The sequence below is a fragment of the Streptomyces sp. NPDC001493 genome (assembly GCF_053597235.1).
This window is the reverse complement of the sequence record NZ_JBSFHV010000004.1, coordinates 113,269-129,538: the sequence shown is the minus strand read 5'-3', so window position 1 is coordinate 129,538 and position 16,270 is coordinate 113,269. Positions and strand designations below refer to the sequence as shown.

Here is a 16,270-nt window from a genome sequence, read left to right as displayed (position 1 = left end):
AGCGAGGGAGGGGAACACCATGCCGGAGACGGTCGCGGGGCGGGCGGGTACGGGGCGGGCGGCTGCAGGCCGGGCGGCCGCAGGGCAGAAAGCCGCAGGGCGGGCGGCTGCCGGGCAGACGGTCGCCGGTCAGCGGCCGGACACCGGATTCGAGGCGCTGCGCGGTCAGTTGCGGGAGGCGGCGGCGTCCTTCGCGGACGGGCCGGACGCCCTGGAGGGCATCCTCCTCGGGCTGGTGGACGACGTGGACCGCGCGGTGCGCGAGCCGCTGGAGATCTTCCCGGTCTGCCACCACTCGCCCGCCTCGGCGACCGCGATGGCGCGGCGGCTGCGGGAGAAGCAGCCCAAGGTCGTCTACCTGGAGCTGTGCGAGGACATGGCGCCGCTCCTCACCGAGCTCCGCAACTGCCGGCTCCCGGTGGCGGTGCAGGCGTTCGCGAGCGACGCCGAGGGCTTTCCCGCCGCCTGGGCCCCGCTCTCGGTGGTCGCGCCGATCACCGAGGCGTCCGCCGAGTACCAGGCCATCGCCTACGCCCTGGACACCCCGGGCGTCGAACTGGTCCTCGTCGACCGGTCGTCGGACCACGTCTTCCAGTGGCAGACGCGCGACGAGCCCACCGACGGCGAAGGACCCGCCCCGACCCCCGCGCCAGCCCCCGCCCCCGCCGCCGAGGAGGAGGCCGGGCTGCACGGCGACGCGGTCGGCGTGGAGATCGGCGACCTGCGCCCCCGCTTCGCCGAACTGGAGGAGCACCTGCTGCGCCACGGCCGGGTGCGGCACTGGTCGGAGTGGTGGCACCAGTACGTCGAACTCCCGCTCGGCGACAGCGACCACGCCACGTACCGGCAGGTCATGCTGCTGATCGGCAGCCTGTTCCGGCGGCTGGCGCCCGAGGACGCGGGACGTACGCGGGTGGACGAGGACCGCGAGCGGTACATGTGGACCCGGATGCGGGAGCACCTGGCCGCGACCGGCACCGACCCGGCCGACTGCCTCTACGTCTGCGGCGCGTTCCACGCGGTCAGCCGGGTCGCCGAGTTCGGGGTGGCGGGCGCCGAAGGCTTCGAGATCTCTCCGCCGAGCGACAGCGTCTGGAGTTACGGCCTCATCCCGTCCAGCCACACCGCCATCGAGGCGCAGTTCGGCCTCGCTCCCGGCTCGGTGTCGATCGCCGCGACCCAGTGGACGAAGAACCTCAAGCGCACCCGGGTGAAGCCCTTCCGGCTCGTCGGCCAGGACGGTTCGAAGAAGTCCGCGCGGACGGCGGCGAAGGCACCGGCACCCGTCGAGGCACCGGAGACCGTACCCGACCGGCTCTCCGGATTCCTGCGGCTGCCGCCCGTACTCGACGGCCTGGACGAGGCCGAACTCCTCGGCTGGTCCGTGGAGATCGTGCGCGCCGCCCGCCGCAACGGCTACCTCGCCTCCACCGCCGACGCCATCGCCGTCTTCGAGACCTCGATCCTGCTGGCCGGGATGCGCGACCGCGCCCGCCCCACCCCGTACGACTTCCAGGACGCGGCCGTCACCTGCATCGAGAAGGACGCCGTCCCCGGGCGCCGGGACGTGCGCCGGCTCGTGGAGATCATGATGGGCGGCGACCGGATCGGCCGAGTCGGCTACGACTCGCTGCCGCCGCTCGCCCGCGACGTCCACGACCGGCTCGCCCCGCTGGGGCTCGACCTCCAGCAGCGCGGGGTGCGCCGGGCCCTGCTCGACATCAGCTCCCGCCCGGAGCTGGAGCGCTGCTCGGACGTGCTGTGGATGCTGCGCCGGCTGATGCCCGAGGGCACCGCCCGGCCGATCATGGGGGAGCGGCGGCTCGGCGAGCGCTCCCTCCAGGAGTCCTGGGACCTCGCCCTCGGCACCAACCAGCGCGCCCTGATCGAGCTGGGGTACGAGGGCGTCAGCATCGAGCAGGTCCTGGAGCAGCGGCTGAGGCGGGACGCGTACGCCCCGCAGGCGACCACCGCGACGGTGCTCCGGGCGGTCGAGGACGCCACGCTCCACCTGCGCGGCGGACGTCTCGCCGCCGAACTCGGCGCCCGCGCCCTGGAGGTTCTGACCACCGAGCGCGGCGTGGACGGCGCCCCCGAGGTGCTGCGCCGGGTGCGCCGGCTGCTGGCGTACTACCGCACCTCCGAACCGGTGCTGCCGCCGTGGATCGAGTCCTTCGTCAAGGCCGGGTACGCGCACTACTGCACCCTGCTGCCGACCGCCTTCCACGACGAGGACGCCACCGGCCGCCAGGTCGCCGCCACACTCGGCTTCCTCTTCTCCATGGAGGGTCTCGCGCTCTCGCTCGGCTGCGACCGGACCCAGCTGGAACTGGCCCTCGCCCAGTCGCACCCCGAGGAGCCCTCCCGGACGGCGCTGCTCTGGGCGGCCCAGACGCACCTCGGCCGGCTCTCCCGGGAGGAGCTGCGCGCACGGTGGGACGGACTGCTGGCCAACCCCCTGGTGGTGCCCGCCTGTCCGCGCTACCTCAGCGGGTTCCTGCACGCCCTGGAGCCGGTGCCGCACCTCGCCGACTTCGTGGTGGAAGCCGTGTCGAACGCCTTCGCGCGCCTGCCGGACCGGGTGCTGCTGCCCTGGCTGCCGACGCTCATCACCACCCTGCGCGCCGAGGGCGCCGAGCTCGCCCCGCTGCTGATCCGGGAGGCCGGGCGGATCTTCCCCGGCCGGCTCGACGCGCTGGACACCTTCGTACCGCCCTGGCGCGAGCCCGCCCCGGAGGCGGCGGCGCCCCGGGACGCCGGAGCCGGTACCGGAGCGCGTACGGGCGTCGCCCTGCTCGCCGCGTACCCGGCGACCTGCGACGCGGTGGCCGCGCTGCTGGGCTGCGACGGTACGTGGACGGCGGCGGACTCCGCTCCGGCGGGCGCCGCGCTCCTCGCCCGGCACCCGGAGCCGGCCGGGGCCCTGGAGGCGCTGCTGGCCGCCGGGGTGTGACACGACCGGACCGGCCCACGATCCCTCCGGGGGTGCGGGCCGGTCCTCCGGTGCCGTCCGGCCCGGCCGCCGGGGGACGGTTCAGTCCTCCTGGGAACGGTTCAGTCCTCCTGGACCTGGACGACCGGCTCATGGGTGACGGGGAAGTCCACCGAGCGGGCGATGAAGCAGAGCGCCGGGACCTCGCCGTGCAGCGCGCGGGCCTTCTCCACCATCGACGCGTCGGTGACCGTCACCTCGGGGCGCAGCACGACCCGGGTGATCCGGCCGCTCCCACCGGTCTCGTCCATGGTCATCACCCCGTGGGCCCGGTCCTCGTAGTCGGTGACGACGACCCCGCCGACCGCGCAGAGGTGCAGATACCAGAGCATGTGGCACTGGGCGACGGAGGAGACCAGCAGCTCCTCGGGGTTCCAGCGGGCCGGGTCGCCGCGGAACGCCGGATCGGACGAGGCCGCGATCCCCTCCTTGCCGTCCGCGAGCACCTCGTGGTCGCGGCTGAAGGACGCGTAACCACTCGTGCCCGAGCCGAGGTTGCCCGTCCACTCGACCTGGACGTCATAGGTGTGCGTAGTCGTCATGGCCCGAGCGTAGGGTCTTCCGTCCGGACCGGGCCAGGCGCCACGACGCGGTACGGCCCGCTCGGTGCGCACCTCATTGCGGCAACATGAATATTTTTCCGGGAGGTTGACGAAAAAATTCCGGCCTCCCCATGCTGGAGCCCATGCACTCCCACAGAGGCCCCCTCGCACAGCTGAGGCGGGGCCATGAAGAGCGCGTGCTCGGACTGCTGCGCCGGCACGGCCAGTTGAGCCGCGCCGAGCTCGGACGGCTCTCGGGGCTCTCGCGCACCACGCTGTACGACATCGTGGCGACCCTGGTCGCGGGCGGGGCCGTGGTCCCCGGCGCGGCCGACCCCGGGCCGCGCAAACGCGGCCGTCCCGTCGAGCACCTGACCCTCGACCCGGCGGCCGGGCAGGCGCTCGGCATCGACTTCGCGCGCCGCTCGGTCCACGTGGCCGCCGCCAACGTCGCGCACGAGATGATCGGTTCGGCCAGCCTCCCGCACCCGCCGGACCTCCCCTGGGAGGGCCGCGTCGACCTCGCCGAGAAGCTGGTCGCCTCGCTGGCCGACGGCGCCCTGCGGCTCTCCGCCCTCGGCGCCACCGGGGCGGTCGGGGTGGGCGTCGTCGGGCCGGTGCGCCGTACGGAGACCGAGGACGCGCGGGCGGCGGAAGGCCACCGGGTCACCCGCCCGGGCGGGGGCCACGGGGGCCCGCTCACCGACCTCGTGGAGCTGCTGACCAGCCGCTTCGGCGCCCCCGTCCTCATCGACAACAACACCCGCCTCGCCGCCCTCGCCGAAGCCACCTGGGGCGCCGCCGCCGGCAGTCGCGACGTGCTCTACCTGCGGCTCTCGCACGGCGTCGGCGGCGGCCTGGTCGTCAACGGCGCCCTGCACCGGGGCGTCGACGGGCTGGCCGGCGAACTCGGCCACATCACCGCCGACCCGGCGGGCGGCCCCTGCGAATGCGGCGGCACCGGCTGCCTGGAGACCGTCGCCTCCGTCGGGGCCGTACTCGCGGCGTACCGCGAACGGGGCGGCAAGGCGCGGGACTTCGCCGGATTCCTGGCCGCACTGGAGGACGGGGACACCGTCGCCGAGGACGTGCTGCGCAGGGCCGGGACCTTCGTCGGAGCCGTACTCGCCTCGGTCGTGGGCGCCCTCGGCCCCAGCACGATCGTCCTCGGCGGCGAACTCGCCGAGGCCGGCGACGCCCTGCTCGGCCCCGTCGCCGACGCGCTCGACGCCCACGTCCTGCCGCTCGCCCGGGACCGCGTGACGCTGCGCCCCGCCGCGCTCGGCGAAGCGGGCGGCGCGCACGGCGGCGTCGCCCTGGCCCTGCACGAATCGCCGCTGCTCGCCCGCTACCCGGGCCCGGCACTCCCCGAGGACGACGACGCATGACAACCCCCTCCCAGCCCCTCGTCAAGGACACCCGCACCCCCGCGGACCTCGTGGCCGAAGAACCCGGCGCCCCCGCACCCGCCCCGCCCGGCGGCCGTACGGCCCGCACCGGAAGGCGCGGCGGGCGGTCCCTCCTCTCCTCGCTCGGGCTCAACCTGGTCGCGCTCGCCGTGGGACTCGGCGTCTGGGCGCTGCTGAACCCGCTCGGTTACGACGTGCTGCCCGGCCCCGGCGCGGTCGTCTCCCGGGCGGGCGACATGATCGCCGACGGCACCCTCGCCGACGACGCCCTCGCCAGCGTGCGCCGGGTGCTGACCGGCTTCGCGCTGGGCACCCTGGTCGCCGTACCGGTCGGGTTCCTGATGGGCTGGTACCCGGTGGCCCGGGGGCTGCTGGAGCCGTACGTCCAGTTCTTCCGCACCGTCCCGCCGCTGGCCCTGATCCCGCTCACCATCGTGCTGATGGGCATCGGCGAGACCCCCAAGATCTTCGTCATCTTCCTCGCCGCCTTCCTCTCCAGCGTGCTGGCCGCCTTCCAGGGCGTCGTCGGGGTCGACCGCACCCTGATCGACGCGGCCCGGGTGCTCGGTGCGAAGGACGGGACGATCTTCCTCAAGGTCGTCGTCCCCGCGTCCGCGCCGTTCATCCTGGTCGGCATGCGGATCGGCCTCGGCTCCGCCTGGGGAACCCTGGTCGCCGCCGAACTCATCGCCGCCCCCGAGGGCCTGGGCTTCCGCATGCAGCAGGCCCAGCTCTACTACGACCTCCCCACCATCTTCGTCGGGCTGATCTCCATCGGCGTGCTCGGACTCCTGATGGACCGCCTGCTCCTCGTCGCCGAACGACGCCTCACCCACTGGCAGGAAACCCGATGAACGCCAAGATCTCCTTCCGCGGGGTCTCCCGGACCTACCCCGTCAAGAACACGGTCTTCACCGCACTCGACGACGTCTCCCTGGACATCGGCGACGAGGAGTTCGTCACCGTCGTCGGCCCCTCCGGCTGCGGCAAGAGCACCCTGCTGAATCTGGCCGCCGGACTTGCCGAACCCACCTCCGGCACCGTGCTGGTCGACGGGAAGCCGGTCACCGGACCCGGCCCCGAACGCGGCGTGATCTTCCAGCAGTACGCCCTGTTCCCCTGGCTCACCGTGCGCGGCAACGTCGAGTTCGGGCTCAAGCTCGCCTCCGTACCGGCGGCCGAACGCAGGCTCCGCGCCCAGCGGGCCATCGAACTCGTCGGCCTCGGCGACTTCGCGGACGCCCTGCCCAAGACGCTCTCCGGCGGCATGAAGCAGCGCTGCGCCATCGCCCGCGCCTACGCCGTCGACCCCCAAGTGCTCCTGATGGACGAGCCGTTCGGTGCCCTGGACGCGCTGACCCGGGTGCAGCTGCAGGACCAGCTGCTGGACACCTGGAGCCGCGACCGGCGGACCGTCCTCTTCATCACGCACGACGTCGACGAGGCCGTCTACCTCGCCGGACGCGTCATCGTGATGGCCGCCCGGCCGGGCCGCGTCCACCAGGTCATCGACGTCGACCTCCCCTACCCGCGCACCGAAGCGGTCCGGCTCTCCCCGGAGTTCGCCGCCATCCGCAACGCCGTCTGGCAGGCCGTCTACCACCAGCCCGCCGCCGTCTGACCCGCCTCCGCGGGCCCCTTTCCCCTCCGTACCACCCACACCCACCGAAGGATCACTCCGCCATGCGTCTCTCCCAGCGCGCCCTCACGGCCGCAGCCACCGTGTCCGTCCTGGCACTCTCCGTCACCGGCTGCTCCGGGGACGACGGCGACTCCGCCGGTGGCGGCGGCAGCGCCAAGGTGCGGTTCGGCTACATCAGCGACTACAACGGCGCCAGCCTGCTCGCCATCGCCGACCAGCAGGGCCTGTGGAAGAAGGAGGGGCTCTCGCCCCAGTACAGCGTCTTCACCAACGGCCCGCTCCAGATCCAGGCGCTCGGCGGCGGCTCCCTCGACTTCGGCTACATAGGCCCCGGCGCGATGTGGCTGCCCGCCACCGGCAAGGCCAAGGTCGTCGCCGTGAACACCCTCGCCTACGCGGACCGGGTCATCGCCCAGCCCGGCATCAAGACCATCCAGGACCTCAAGGGCAAGAAGGTCGGCGTCCCCGCCGGCACCTCCGGCGAGATGGTCCTCAACCTGGCGCTCCAGAAGGCCGGGATGAAGCCCGAGGACATCACGAAGGTCCCGATGGACCCGGCCACCGTGGTCTCCGCCTTCGTCTCCGGGCAGATCGACGGCGCCGGCCTCTGGTACCCGCTCATCGACTCCATCAAGGCGAAGAAGCCCGGCCTCAACGAGGTCGGCTCCACCAAGGACTTCTCCGACAAGGCGTTCCCCACCGCGTTCGTCTCGGGCACCAAGACCGACAAGGGCCTCACCACCAAGGTCGTCAAGGTCCTCCAGCAGGCCAACGACTACCGGGCCGCCCACCCCGAGGAGGCGATCGACGCCGCCGCGAAGCTGCTGAAGGTCGACCGCGCCAAGGTCGCCGCCGACGCCGCCAACGTGAAGACGATGACCACCGCCGACCTGGTGGCGAAGACCGGTGACGGCACCGTCACCTCCTGGCTCGACGGCCTCGGCGAGTTCTTCGTGTCCACCGGCCAGCTCAAGACCGTGCCGAAGGCGGACACGTACTACGACGGCGACCTCTACACGAAGGCGTACGCCAAGTGAACCTGCTGTTCCTCATGACCGACCAGCACCGGGTGGACACCCTCGGCGCCTACGGCAACCCGCACGTCAGGACCCCGAACCTGGACCGGCTCGCCGCCACCGGCACCCGCTTCGACCGGTTCTACACCCCGACCGCCATCTGCACCCCCGCCCGCGCCAGCCTGCTCACCGGCCAGGCCCCCTTCCGCCACCGGCTGCTCGCCAACCACGAGCGGAACGTGGGCTACCTGGAGGACCTCCGGGAGGACGTCTTCACCTTCCCGGCCGCCCTGAAGGAGCGCGACTACCAGCTCGGCCTGATCGGCAAATGGCACGGCGGCACCCACCGCAACGCCGCCTCCTACGGCTTCGACGGCCCCGACCTGCCCGGCTGGCACAACCCCGTCGACCACCCCGACTACCTCGCCTACCTGGAGGAGCGGGGCCTGCCCCCGTACCGCATCACCGACCACATCCGGGGCACGGCACCGGCCGGCAACCCCGGGAACCTGCTGGCCGCGCGGCTGCACCAGCCGGTGGAGGCCACGTTCGAGTACTACCTCGCCACCCGGGCCATCGAGCAGCTGGAGAAGTACGCGGCCGACGGGCGGCCCTTCTTCCTCGCCACCCACTTCTTCGGCCCGCACCTGCCCTATCTGCTGCCCGACTCCTACTTCGACCTCTACGACCCCGAACTCGTCGAGCTGCCCGCGTCGATCGCGGAAACCTTCGAGAACAAGCCGCCGGTGCAGGCCAATTACAGCGCGCACTGGGCCTTCGACACCATGCCGCTGGAGGTCAGCCGCAAACTCATCGCCGTCTACTGGGGTTACGTCACCCTCATCGACGAGCAGATCGGGCGCATCCTGACCCGCCTGGACGAACTCGGCCTCCAGGACGCCACCTCGGTGTTCTTCACCGCCGACCACGGCGAGTTCACCGGCGCCCACCGGCTGCACGACAAGGGCCCTGCGATGTACGAGGACATCTACCGCATCCCCGGCATCGTGCGCGTCCCCGGCGAGGCCCCGCAGGTCCGCGACGAACTCGTCAGCCTCACCGACTGCACCGCGACCCTGCTCGACCTGGCGGGCGCCGACCCGTCCCCGGCCGTGGACAGCCGCTCCCTCCTCCCGCTGGTACGCGGCGAACACCCCGACTGGGCACCGGAATTGGTGGCGGAGTTCCACGGCCACCACTTCCCGTACCCGCAGCGGATGATCCGCGACGACCGCTACAAGCTGGTCGTCAACCCGGAGTCCGTGAACGAGCTGTACGACCTTCTCGACGATCCCGACGAGCTCGACAACCGATACGGGAAGCCCGAACTGGCGTCCGTACGCGACCGGTTGATGCAGCGGCTCTACACGCTGCTGCGCGACCGCGGCGACAACTTCTACCACTGGATGACGTCGATGTACGACATCGGTGGCTCGGACGCCGACGTGACCCTCAGCTCCTTCGAACCGGACGGCACGGCCCCGACGACCACGGAGACCCGATGAGACGCACGCGCAACCCCGCACGCGCACGGCGGCTGCCCCGCTGGGCGGCCCCGGCCGCCGCGCTGATCTGCCTGCTCGGCACGGCCACGACCCCCTCGTACGGGGCGGAAGCCCAGGGGCACCACCCGGAGGCCGCCGCCCCCGCCACGTACACCAACCCGGTCACCGCCGGGACCGTCGACACCTTCCCCGACCCCACGATGATCCGGGGCAAGGACGGCTACTGGTACGCCTACGGCACCCAGAACCCGGTCTTCCAGTCCAAGGGCGAGGACGGCGAGCGCATCCTGCCGATCCTGCGCTCCCCGGACATGGTGACCTGGAGTTACGCCGGTGAGGTCTTCACCCCGGAGACCCGGCCCGCCTGGCTCCAGGGCTCCCGGCTCTGGGCGCCGGACATCCACTACGCCTTCGGGCAGTACTACCTCTACTACTCCGTCCCCGGACGCGGCACCGTCGGCCTGGTCACCGGCCCCACGCCCACCGGCCCGTGGACCGACAAGGGTGCGGTGCTGCCCACGCCCAGCGGCTGCCCGACCGGCAGCATCGACCAGGCACAGTTCACCGACACCGACGGAACCCCCTATCTCTACTGGGGGAGTTACGACACCATCTGCGTCGCGAAGATGAACGGTGACCGCACCCGTATCGAGGGCGCGGTCACCCAGGTCGCGCGCGGCCGACGGGTCGAGGGCGGGTTCGTCGTCCACCGCGACGGTTACTACTACCTCTTCTACTCGGACGCGGGCTGCTGCGACGGCGCGTACAGCGGCTACCAGGTGAAGGCGGGCCGCTCGACCAGCCCCACCGGCCCCTTCACCGACGACGAGGGCACCGACCTGATGACCCTCGGCAGCAAGGGCGGCGTCGTCGTCGGCGCCAACGGCAACCGGTGGATCGGTCCCGGCCACAACGCCATCCAGACCGACCTCTCCGGCCAGGACTGGCTCGTCTACCACGGCATCCCCGCCGAGTCGCCCGACCTCGCCCCGGCCTCCGGGGGCACCCTCAAGCTCTCCCGGCGCCCGATGCTGATCGACCGCCTGGACTGGATCGACGGCTGGCCCGTCGTCCGCGCCGGTACCGGCCCCTCGGACACCCCGACCGCCGCACCCGTCACCACCTGGACCGCCGGCGGCACCTTCGAGACCGGCCTCACCGGCTGGCGCACCCAGGGCGCGACCCCGGCCGGCTGGACCACCGCCAACGCCACCGACGGCCACGGCTACATCCGTTACACCCCCGCCGCGGGCTCCACCGCCCCCGGCTACCTGGTCTCCACCGGCACCGCCCCCGCCGCCGTACGCGCCGAGGCCGACCTCCGGGTCACCGCGGCGGGAGGAGCCGCAGGCCTGACCCTCGCCCACACCGACGCCGACAACCGGATCGCCGTCTGGCTGGACCGGGCGAAGAACGCCCTGGTCACCGAGGTACGGATCAAGGGCGTCGACCAGGGCGAGCAGCTCGGCGCCCTGCCCACCGGGTTCTCCTGGGACACCTGGCACACCGTCTCCGCCGAGATCCGGGGCACCCGCCTCACCGTGGAGGTCACCGGCGACGGGCTCCGCGACCCGGTGGGGGAGCAGACCCGCGCCCTGCCCGCCGCCGCCGTCCACGCCGGATCGGTCTCCGCCGCCGCCAAGGGCGCCGGAGCCGAGGCCGACAACGTCGGCGCCACCGCGCTGTACACCCCCGTCACGAAGCGGGCCCCCGTCTCCCAGCCCGGAGCCCTGCTCCCCGCCTACAGCGACGAGTTCGACACCGCGACCCTCCCCGGCACCACGGCCGACTCCGCCTGGAGCTGGGTACGCGGCCCCGCCACCGGCACCACCATGGCGAACGGCGCGCTCTCCTGGCCCACCTCCAACACCGAGCTGTACCTCGGCGACAACACCGCCCCGGTCCTGCTGCGCCCCGCACCCACGGGCGACTACACGGTGGAGACCAAGCTCCACTTCACCCCCACCACCAACGCCCAGCAGGCGGGGCTGGTGCTCTACGAGAACGACGACCGCTGGTTCAAGCTCACCCACTCGGTGCTGCCGCTCAACAACGGCAACGGAGCCATGCTCCACGTCACCGAGTTCGGCAAGGAGGGCGAGCGGCCCACCACCACCCCGCCGACCGCCGTCGCCAACGCGCCGATGTTCGGCGGCCCGACCGCCGACACCCTCTGGCTGCGGCTCACCCACCACCTCGACACCGCCAACCAGGAGCACGAGGTCCGCGCCTCCTCCAGCCGCGACGGCGTGCACTGGACGCTCAGCGGGGTGTGGACCCTGCCGGTCAAGGGCGACCTGAAGATCGGCCTGATCTCCGACAACCACGTGGGTGCGGTGGCCGACTTCGACTACGTACGGACGTACGGGCCCGCCGCGACGACCCTGGCACCGGACAAGCCGGGGGCGTCGAAGCCGGGGGCGCCCAAGCCCGCGCACGGCAGGCCGTCGCACGGGAAGCCGGAGCACGGGAAGGCCGCGCACGGGAAGGCCGGGGCGAAGAAGTAGGCACCGGGAAGCAGGAACGACGAAGCGCCCGCACACATCCGGTGTGCGGGCGCTTCGCCGTGCCGTGCGGGGCCGTCAGGCCAGGGCGACGAACTGGGTCTCGACGACCGCGGGCGGTACGGCGAGGTCCTCGGGGGCCGGGGCCCCGTCGGAGGCCGTGGTGGTGAAGAGGACGACGGCCGAACCCCGGCGCATCACGGCGACCTTCTCCGGGGTGTCCGTCCCGTTCGCGTCGCCGACGCGCTGGGTGATGCCGAAGCCCATCGCCTGGTCGGCGCCCTGGGGTGCCAGCTCACGGGTCGCGGCCATCACGCGGTGCTCCGTGCCGGAGACCTTGAGCGTGAAGCCGCCGGAGCAGGCGTCGGCCGCGTCGGAGAGGGCGGTCAGGGCGGCGGTGGCCTTCTCCTCGTCCTGGTAGACGGTGAGGGTGACGGTGGTGGTCAGGCCGTCGCCGGTGACCCGGCGGAGGACGGTGTCCTCGGGTGAACCGAGGGCCGCTCCGGCGACCGCGCGGGCCAGCGGCCCGCACGGCTTGTCCGCCTCGACGTCCTCGGGCCGCGGGGCCTGGGCGCCGGTCGGGGTGGTGATCGTCGCCCCCGGGACGCTGCCGGCCTTCAGGGCCTTCGCCTTGAGACCGCCGGTTCCGGTGGGGGCGGGGCTGGCGGCGCCCTGTCGCTGCAGGCCGCCCCCACCACCGCTGCTGCCGCTGACGGAACAGCCCGCCGCGAGGACCAGGGCGGCGGCCGACACCGCGCAGACGGTGATCCGGCGTGCCGCCGTGCCGTGTGCGTACCGCTTCATCGTGTCGTCCTCCGTACGTTCCTGGTCCTCGGGCGGGGTGATCATCAGCCCATCGCCATCTTGTTCTCCCAGCCACCGCTGATGACGGTGGTGGGGGTGCCGCCCCAGGTGGCCGTGGCCTTGTAGAAGCGGACCGTACCGTCCGCCATGAGCGCCCAGATGTCCGGGATGCCGTCCCCGGAGACGTCCGGGGTGCCCGTCATCAGCGGGATGTTCGCCAGACTCCAGCCGGTGCCGAACTCGGCGTCCACACCGGTCGCGGAGTTCACCGCGCTGGAGAGCGAGGTCAGGCTGGTGCCGCCCGCCGCGTCCGCCTTGCCGATGCGCAGCAGCAGCCGGTCGCTGACGAAGGTCCGGTAGACCAGGTCGGCGACACCGTCGCCGTTGTAGTCGCCGACGTTGACCAGGTCGCGGTCGGCCCAGGTCGTCGCGGCCAGCCGGGTCGCGGTCTGGAAGGTGCCGCCGGTGTAGCCGGAGAAGACCCACAGGGCGTCGCCGGAGGTCGCGAAGAGCTCCGGGCGCTTGTCGCCGGTGATGTCACCGGTCGCCAGGATCTGGGTGAACGTCGACGGGTCGGGGGCGTTCGACGGCAGCCACACCTCGGTGCGCTGCTCGACGTCCACGCTGCCGTAGCCGTCGCCCCGGTAGATCCAGAGCTTCCCGTCCCCGGTCCTGGCGACCACGTCCTGGATGCCGTCGCCGGGCAGGAAGTCGCCGTTGTGGGTGATCAGCGACGGCTTGCCGGCCGAGTCCAGCCAGTAGGTGCCGTCGTCCGAGACGCCGTCCTCGTCGAGGTCGGCCTCCAGGCTGATGCCGTCACGGTGGGCGGCCTGCAGCGAGACGTGGATGTCACCGGTGGTGGTGGCCGGGTAGAGGCGCAGGTCACCGGTGGCGTCGAGCAGGTAGAGGTCGGCCACGCCGTCCCCGGTCACGTCGCCCGCCTTGTCCGCGGCATCGCGCGGGGTGACGTAGAAGAGGTACTTCGTGGCGGTGGAGGAGGTGTTGCCGGAGGCGTCGGCAGCCTTGGCGTAGAGGATGTTCGGCCCGGCCGACAGCGGCGGGATGGCCACCGTGACGGAACCGCCGGCGGCGACGGTCGCGGTGGTCTTGCTCAGGCTGGAGGAGTTCACCGAGTACAGGTACTTCACCGTGTCCGTCGAACCGGCCGCGCTGAAGGTGAACTTGCCGGTGGTGCCGAACTTGACCTTGCTCCAGTTGGTGCCGTTGCCGTCGTCCTCCGGGTAGTCGGTGGAGGTGATCTCCGGCGAGTTGGGCGCCGAGGAGTCGTAGACGAAACCGCAGTTGGCGGTGGTCGGCGGCCCGTAGGTGGACGCGGCTCCCGAGGAGTCGAGCGCCCTCACCCGCCAGTAGTACGTCTTGCCGTTGGTGAACTCGCTGGCCGTGCCGTCCGCGCCGTCGATGACGACGCTCGCCGCACCGCTCGAGTCGACCGTCCGGTTCCCGTCGTAGATCTTGGTGGTGCTGCCGGACTGCCAGAGCTCGAAGTCCAGGTACTTCAGGTCGCCGTCCGGGTCGGAGGACTTGGCGGCCAGCGTCACGTCGCTCAGACCCACCGAGGGGTACGGGCTGACCGAGTCGCAGCCGGTGCCGGGGGAGATGTCGAGACTGGTGGGCTCGGCCGGCTTGCGGTTGTAGGTGATCACGATCTTCGGGGCGGACTCGCCCTCGGCCTTGAACTTCTTCCAGGAGTACGAGGAGTCCTCGGTGGTCGCCTGGAGGCCGATGGTGAAGTTGGTCCAGCCGCCGTCCGCCGCGTCCTGCGCCACGGACTTGCCGTCGTAGACCACGTACGCGTCCGGGCAGGAGGAACTCCAGCCGTTGGCGAAGGACTTGGTGCCGATCTCCTCGGTCTTCGACGGCGGGTTGTTCCACGTCGTGGAGGACGAGATGCCGCCGGTGCGCCAGACCTGCATCTCGCGGGCCGAGCAGGACCAGCTGTACGTCTCGTAGAACCGGAGGTCAGCCTTGGTGACCGTGGCGCCCTTGATGCTGGACGTCCAGGCGAGCCGGAAGTAGGAGCGGGACAGGCCGCCGGTGGTCGACTCGTAGCCGACGCGCGCCTCGGTGGTGCCGGTGTTGTAGTTGGCGCCGTCGTAGAAGCTGGACGTCGGGTACTTCTTGTACGTCGTCGTCCAGTTCTTCGTCTTGCCGGTGAGCGACGGGTCGATGAAGACCGGGAACACCGTCTTCGCGCTGGTCAGCAGCGCCTTGTCCGGCGTGATCGCCAGCGTGGCCTCGGCCGTCCCCCCACCCGTGAGGGCGGCTGTGCCCACCGCGCTGTGCGCTCCGATCTGCGGACCGGCGAGGCCGGGCAGGCCGAGCACGTCCGTCGTGTCGGCGGCGCGGAAGGAAGCGCGCGAGACGGTTGCGCCCGAGACGGTTGCGCCCGAGACGGTCGCGCCCGAGCGGGCGGAGCCGTAGGACGACTGCTCGGCGGTACCGGCGGACGGGTCGTCCTGGGGCGCCGGAGCCGTGGACGGCGAGGGCGCCGTGGCGGCGGAACCGTCCTCCGGCGCGGCGGTGTCGTCGCTCTCCGGGGCGTCCGGATCGGCCGGGGCTTCCGTGGACTCCGTACCGGGGTCCTCCGAGTACGACGGCGACGGGTCGACCCCGGGCTCGGGGGCCTCGGGGGCGTCGGGGTCCTCGCCCTCCGTCAGGGCCGGGCGGCCCGCGGAGTCCCACAGGAACGGGGTCGGCGAGACCGCGATCTCCTCACCGGACGCGTCCTCGGCGGTGACCGCGTGGGTCACCGCGTCCAGGTGGAAGGAGAGGTCCGGGGAGCTGAGCCGGTACGAGAGGTCGGTGTCGGCCAGCGCCGCCGCGGCCGCGGCGTCGTGCACGACCAGGACGTGGGTGAAGCCGCTGTCCCGGGCCGTCAGCAGCAGGTCGACGCCGTCGAGCACCTCGGGGTAGAGGGCGGTGTCACCGTCGATCCGGGGCGCGGGCAGCTCGCCCGGCCAGCTCATCGTGATCTCGTGGCCGCCGGAGCTGAGGGTGACGAGGTCCTGGTAGGCGGGGGCGTCGTCGGTCGCGGCGGGCACCACGTCGGTGCCACCGGCCGCTCCGGTCGCGGCGTGGGTGAAGGAGGCATGCGACACGGTGAACGACGCCTGCCGCGCACCGGACTTGCCCTTGCCCTTCCCCGCCGTGCTCGCGCCGCCACCGGCGGAGAAGACCACCGGGTCGGAGGCCGCCTTGGGCTCCCAGCCCCGGTCCGTACGGGCCAGGGTGGCGTCCAGTGCCTTCCAGACGCCGTCGACCTTCGCGCGTACGGGAGCGCCGTGCGCGGTGAGTTCGAAGCTGCCGTCCGGCAGCGCGAACGTCGTGGAGGTGGCGTCGCGCAGGGACGTCACCTCCACGCGCTTGCCGGTGCGGACGGCCTGCTTCTGCGCGCCGTTCTCGTCGAGCGGGGCGGTGGCGGGTGTGACCGGTGCGGCGGACTGCCGCACCGGGTCATCGGGGGCGGGCCCGAGCGTGGCGAAACCGAGACCGGCGGCGACGAGCGCCGCCACTCCCGCCGCGGTGCGCCGGACGGTTGCCCGGCTGGGACGACGACGTTCCACGGTGCTGGATTCCCTCCCCCAAAAACGGCGTGCGTCAACTCCGGAGGGCAGGCCGGGACGGCTTTCCAGCCGTATTCACCCGGACCGTTCCGGAAAGCGCACACCGCTCACGTTTTCAGTAAACCCCGCTCCAAAACGGCTCTGTCCGGTGACCGGAGACCTTTCGGGAGGTGGGGCGAGTGAGAAGCATGCCGGAAGGAGCACGAGGCATCCATAGACGTGGTCGTTCCGTGGGCGTCACCGTGCGTTCACGCCTGGATCCGTGGTGGAGC

Annotated in this window: 10 protein-coding genes; 7 read left to right on the top strand and 3 right to left on the bottom strand. The window is 72.4% G+C overall.

The genetic code is table 11. The features are described 5' to 3' along the window. Positions 1–19 precede the first annotated feature (19 nt). Positions 20–2,953: a hypothetical protein gene (locus ACWCWD_RS08290; RefSeq protein ID WP_450771178.1), complete on the top strand. Its 2,934-nt coding sequence runs from the start codon at positions 20–22 to the stop codon at positions 2,951–2,953. Between the two features lie 101 nt (positions 2,954–3,054). Here ACWCWD_RS08290 and ACWCWD_RS08285 read toward each other — a convergent pair whose 3' ends face one another. After that, positions 3,055–3,534: an OsmC family protein gene (locus tag ACWCWD_RS08285; protein WP_450771177.1), complete on the bottom strand. Its 480-nt coding sequence runs from the start codon at positions 3,532–3,534 to the stop codon at positions 3,055–3,057. Between the two features lie 131 nt (positions 3,535–3,665). Between ACWCWD_RS08285 and ACWCWD_RS08280 the strand changes: the two genes are divergently transcribed. The 6 genes from ACWCWD_RS08280 (at position 3,666) to ACWCWD_RS08255 (ending at position 11,613) form a co-directional block, all read left to right on the top strand. Further along, entirely contained in the window at positions 3,666–4,922 is a 1,257-nt protein-coding gene (locus tag ACWCWD_RS08280) for an ROK family protein (RefSeq protein WP_450771175.1), read from the top strand. Beyond that, positions 4,919–5,797, top strand: a complete 879-nt coding sequence (locus ACWCWD_RS08275) for an ABC transporter permease (RefSeq protein ID WP_450771174.1) — start codon at positions 4,919–4,921, stop codon at positions 5,795–5,797. The genes ACWCWD_RS08280 and ACWCWD_RS08275 overlap by 4 nt, the downstream gene beginning before the upstream one ends. After that, positions 5,794–6,564 carry an ABC transporter ATP-binding protein gene (locus tag ACWCWD_RS08270; RefSeq protein ID WP_450771173.1) on the top strand — a complete coding sequence of 257 codons (771 nt, stop codon included), beginning with the start codon at positions 5,794–5,796 and terminating at the stop codon, positions 6,562–6,564. The genes ACWCWD_RS08275 and ACWCWD_RS08270 overlap by 4 nt, the downstream gene beginning before the upstream one ends. A gap of 62 nt (positions 6,565–6,626) precedes the next feature. After that, positions 6,627–7,622, top strand: a complete 996-nt coding sequence (locus ACWCWD_RS08265; RefSeq protein WP_450771171.1) for an aliphatic sulfonate ABC transporter substrate-binding protein — start codon at positions 6,627–6,629, stop codon at positions 7,620–7,622. Next, a complete protein-coding gene (locus ACWCWD_RS08260) occupies positions 7,619–9,106 on the top strand; it encodes a sulfatase-like hydrolase/transferase (RefSeq protein ID WP_450771170.1) in 1,488 nt (495 codons plus the stop codon). The genes ACWCWD_RS08265 and ACWCWD_RS08260 overlap by 4 nt, the downstream gene beginning before the upstream one ends. Beyond that, positions 9,103–11,613, top strand: coding sequence for a family 43 glycosylhydrolase (locus tag ACWCWD_RS08255; RefSeq protein WP_450771168.1), 2,511 nt, complete (start codon positions 9,103–9,105; stop codon positions 11,611–11,613). The genes ACWCWD_RS08260 and ACWCWD_RS08255 overlap by 4 nt, the downstream gene beginning before the upstream one ends. A gap of 75 nt (positions 11,614–11,688) precedes the next feature. On the opposite strand, the gene ACWCWD_RS08250 is transcribed toward ACWCWD_RS08255, so the two are convergent. Then, positions 11,689–12,459 carry a hypothetical protein gene (locus ACWCWD_RS08250; protein ID WP_450771167.1) on the bottom strand — a complete coding sequence of 257 codons (771 nt, stop codon included), beginning with the start codon at positions 12,457–12,459 and terminating at the stop codon, positions 11,689–11,691. Further along, positions 12,459–15,998, bottom strand: coding sequence for an FG-GAP-like repeat-containing protein (locus tag ACWCWD_RS08245; protein ID WP_450771165.1), 3,540 nt, complete (start codon positions 15,996–15,998; stop codon positions 12,459–12,461). The genes ACWCWD_RS08250 and ACWCWD_RS08245 overlap by 1 nt, the downstream gene beginning before the upstream one ends. Between the last annotated feature and the right edge of the window lie 272 nt (positions 15,999–16,270).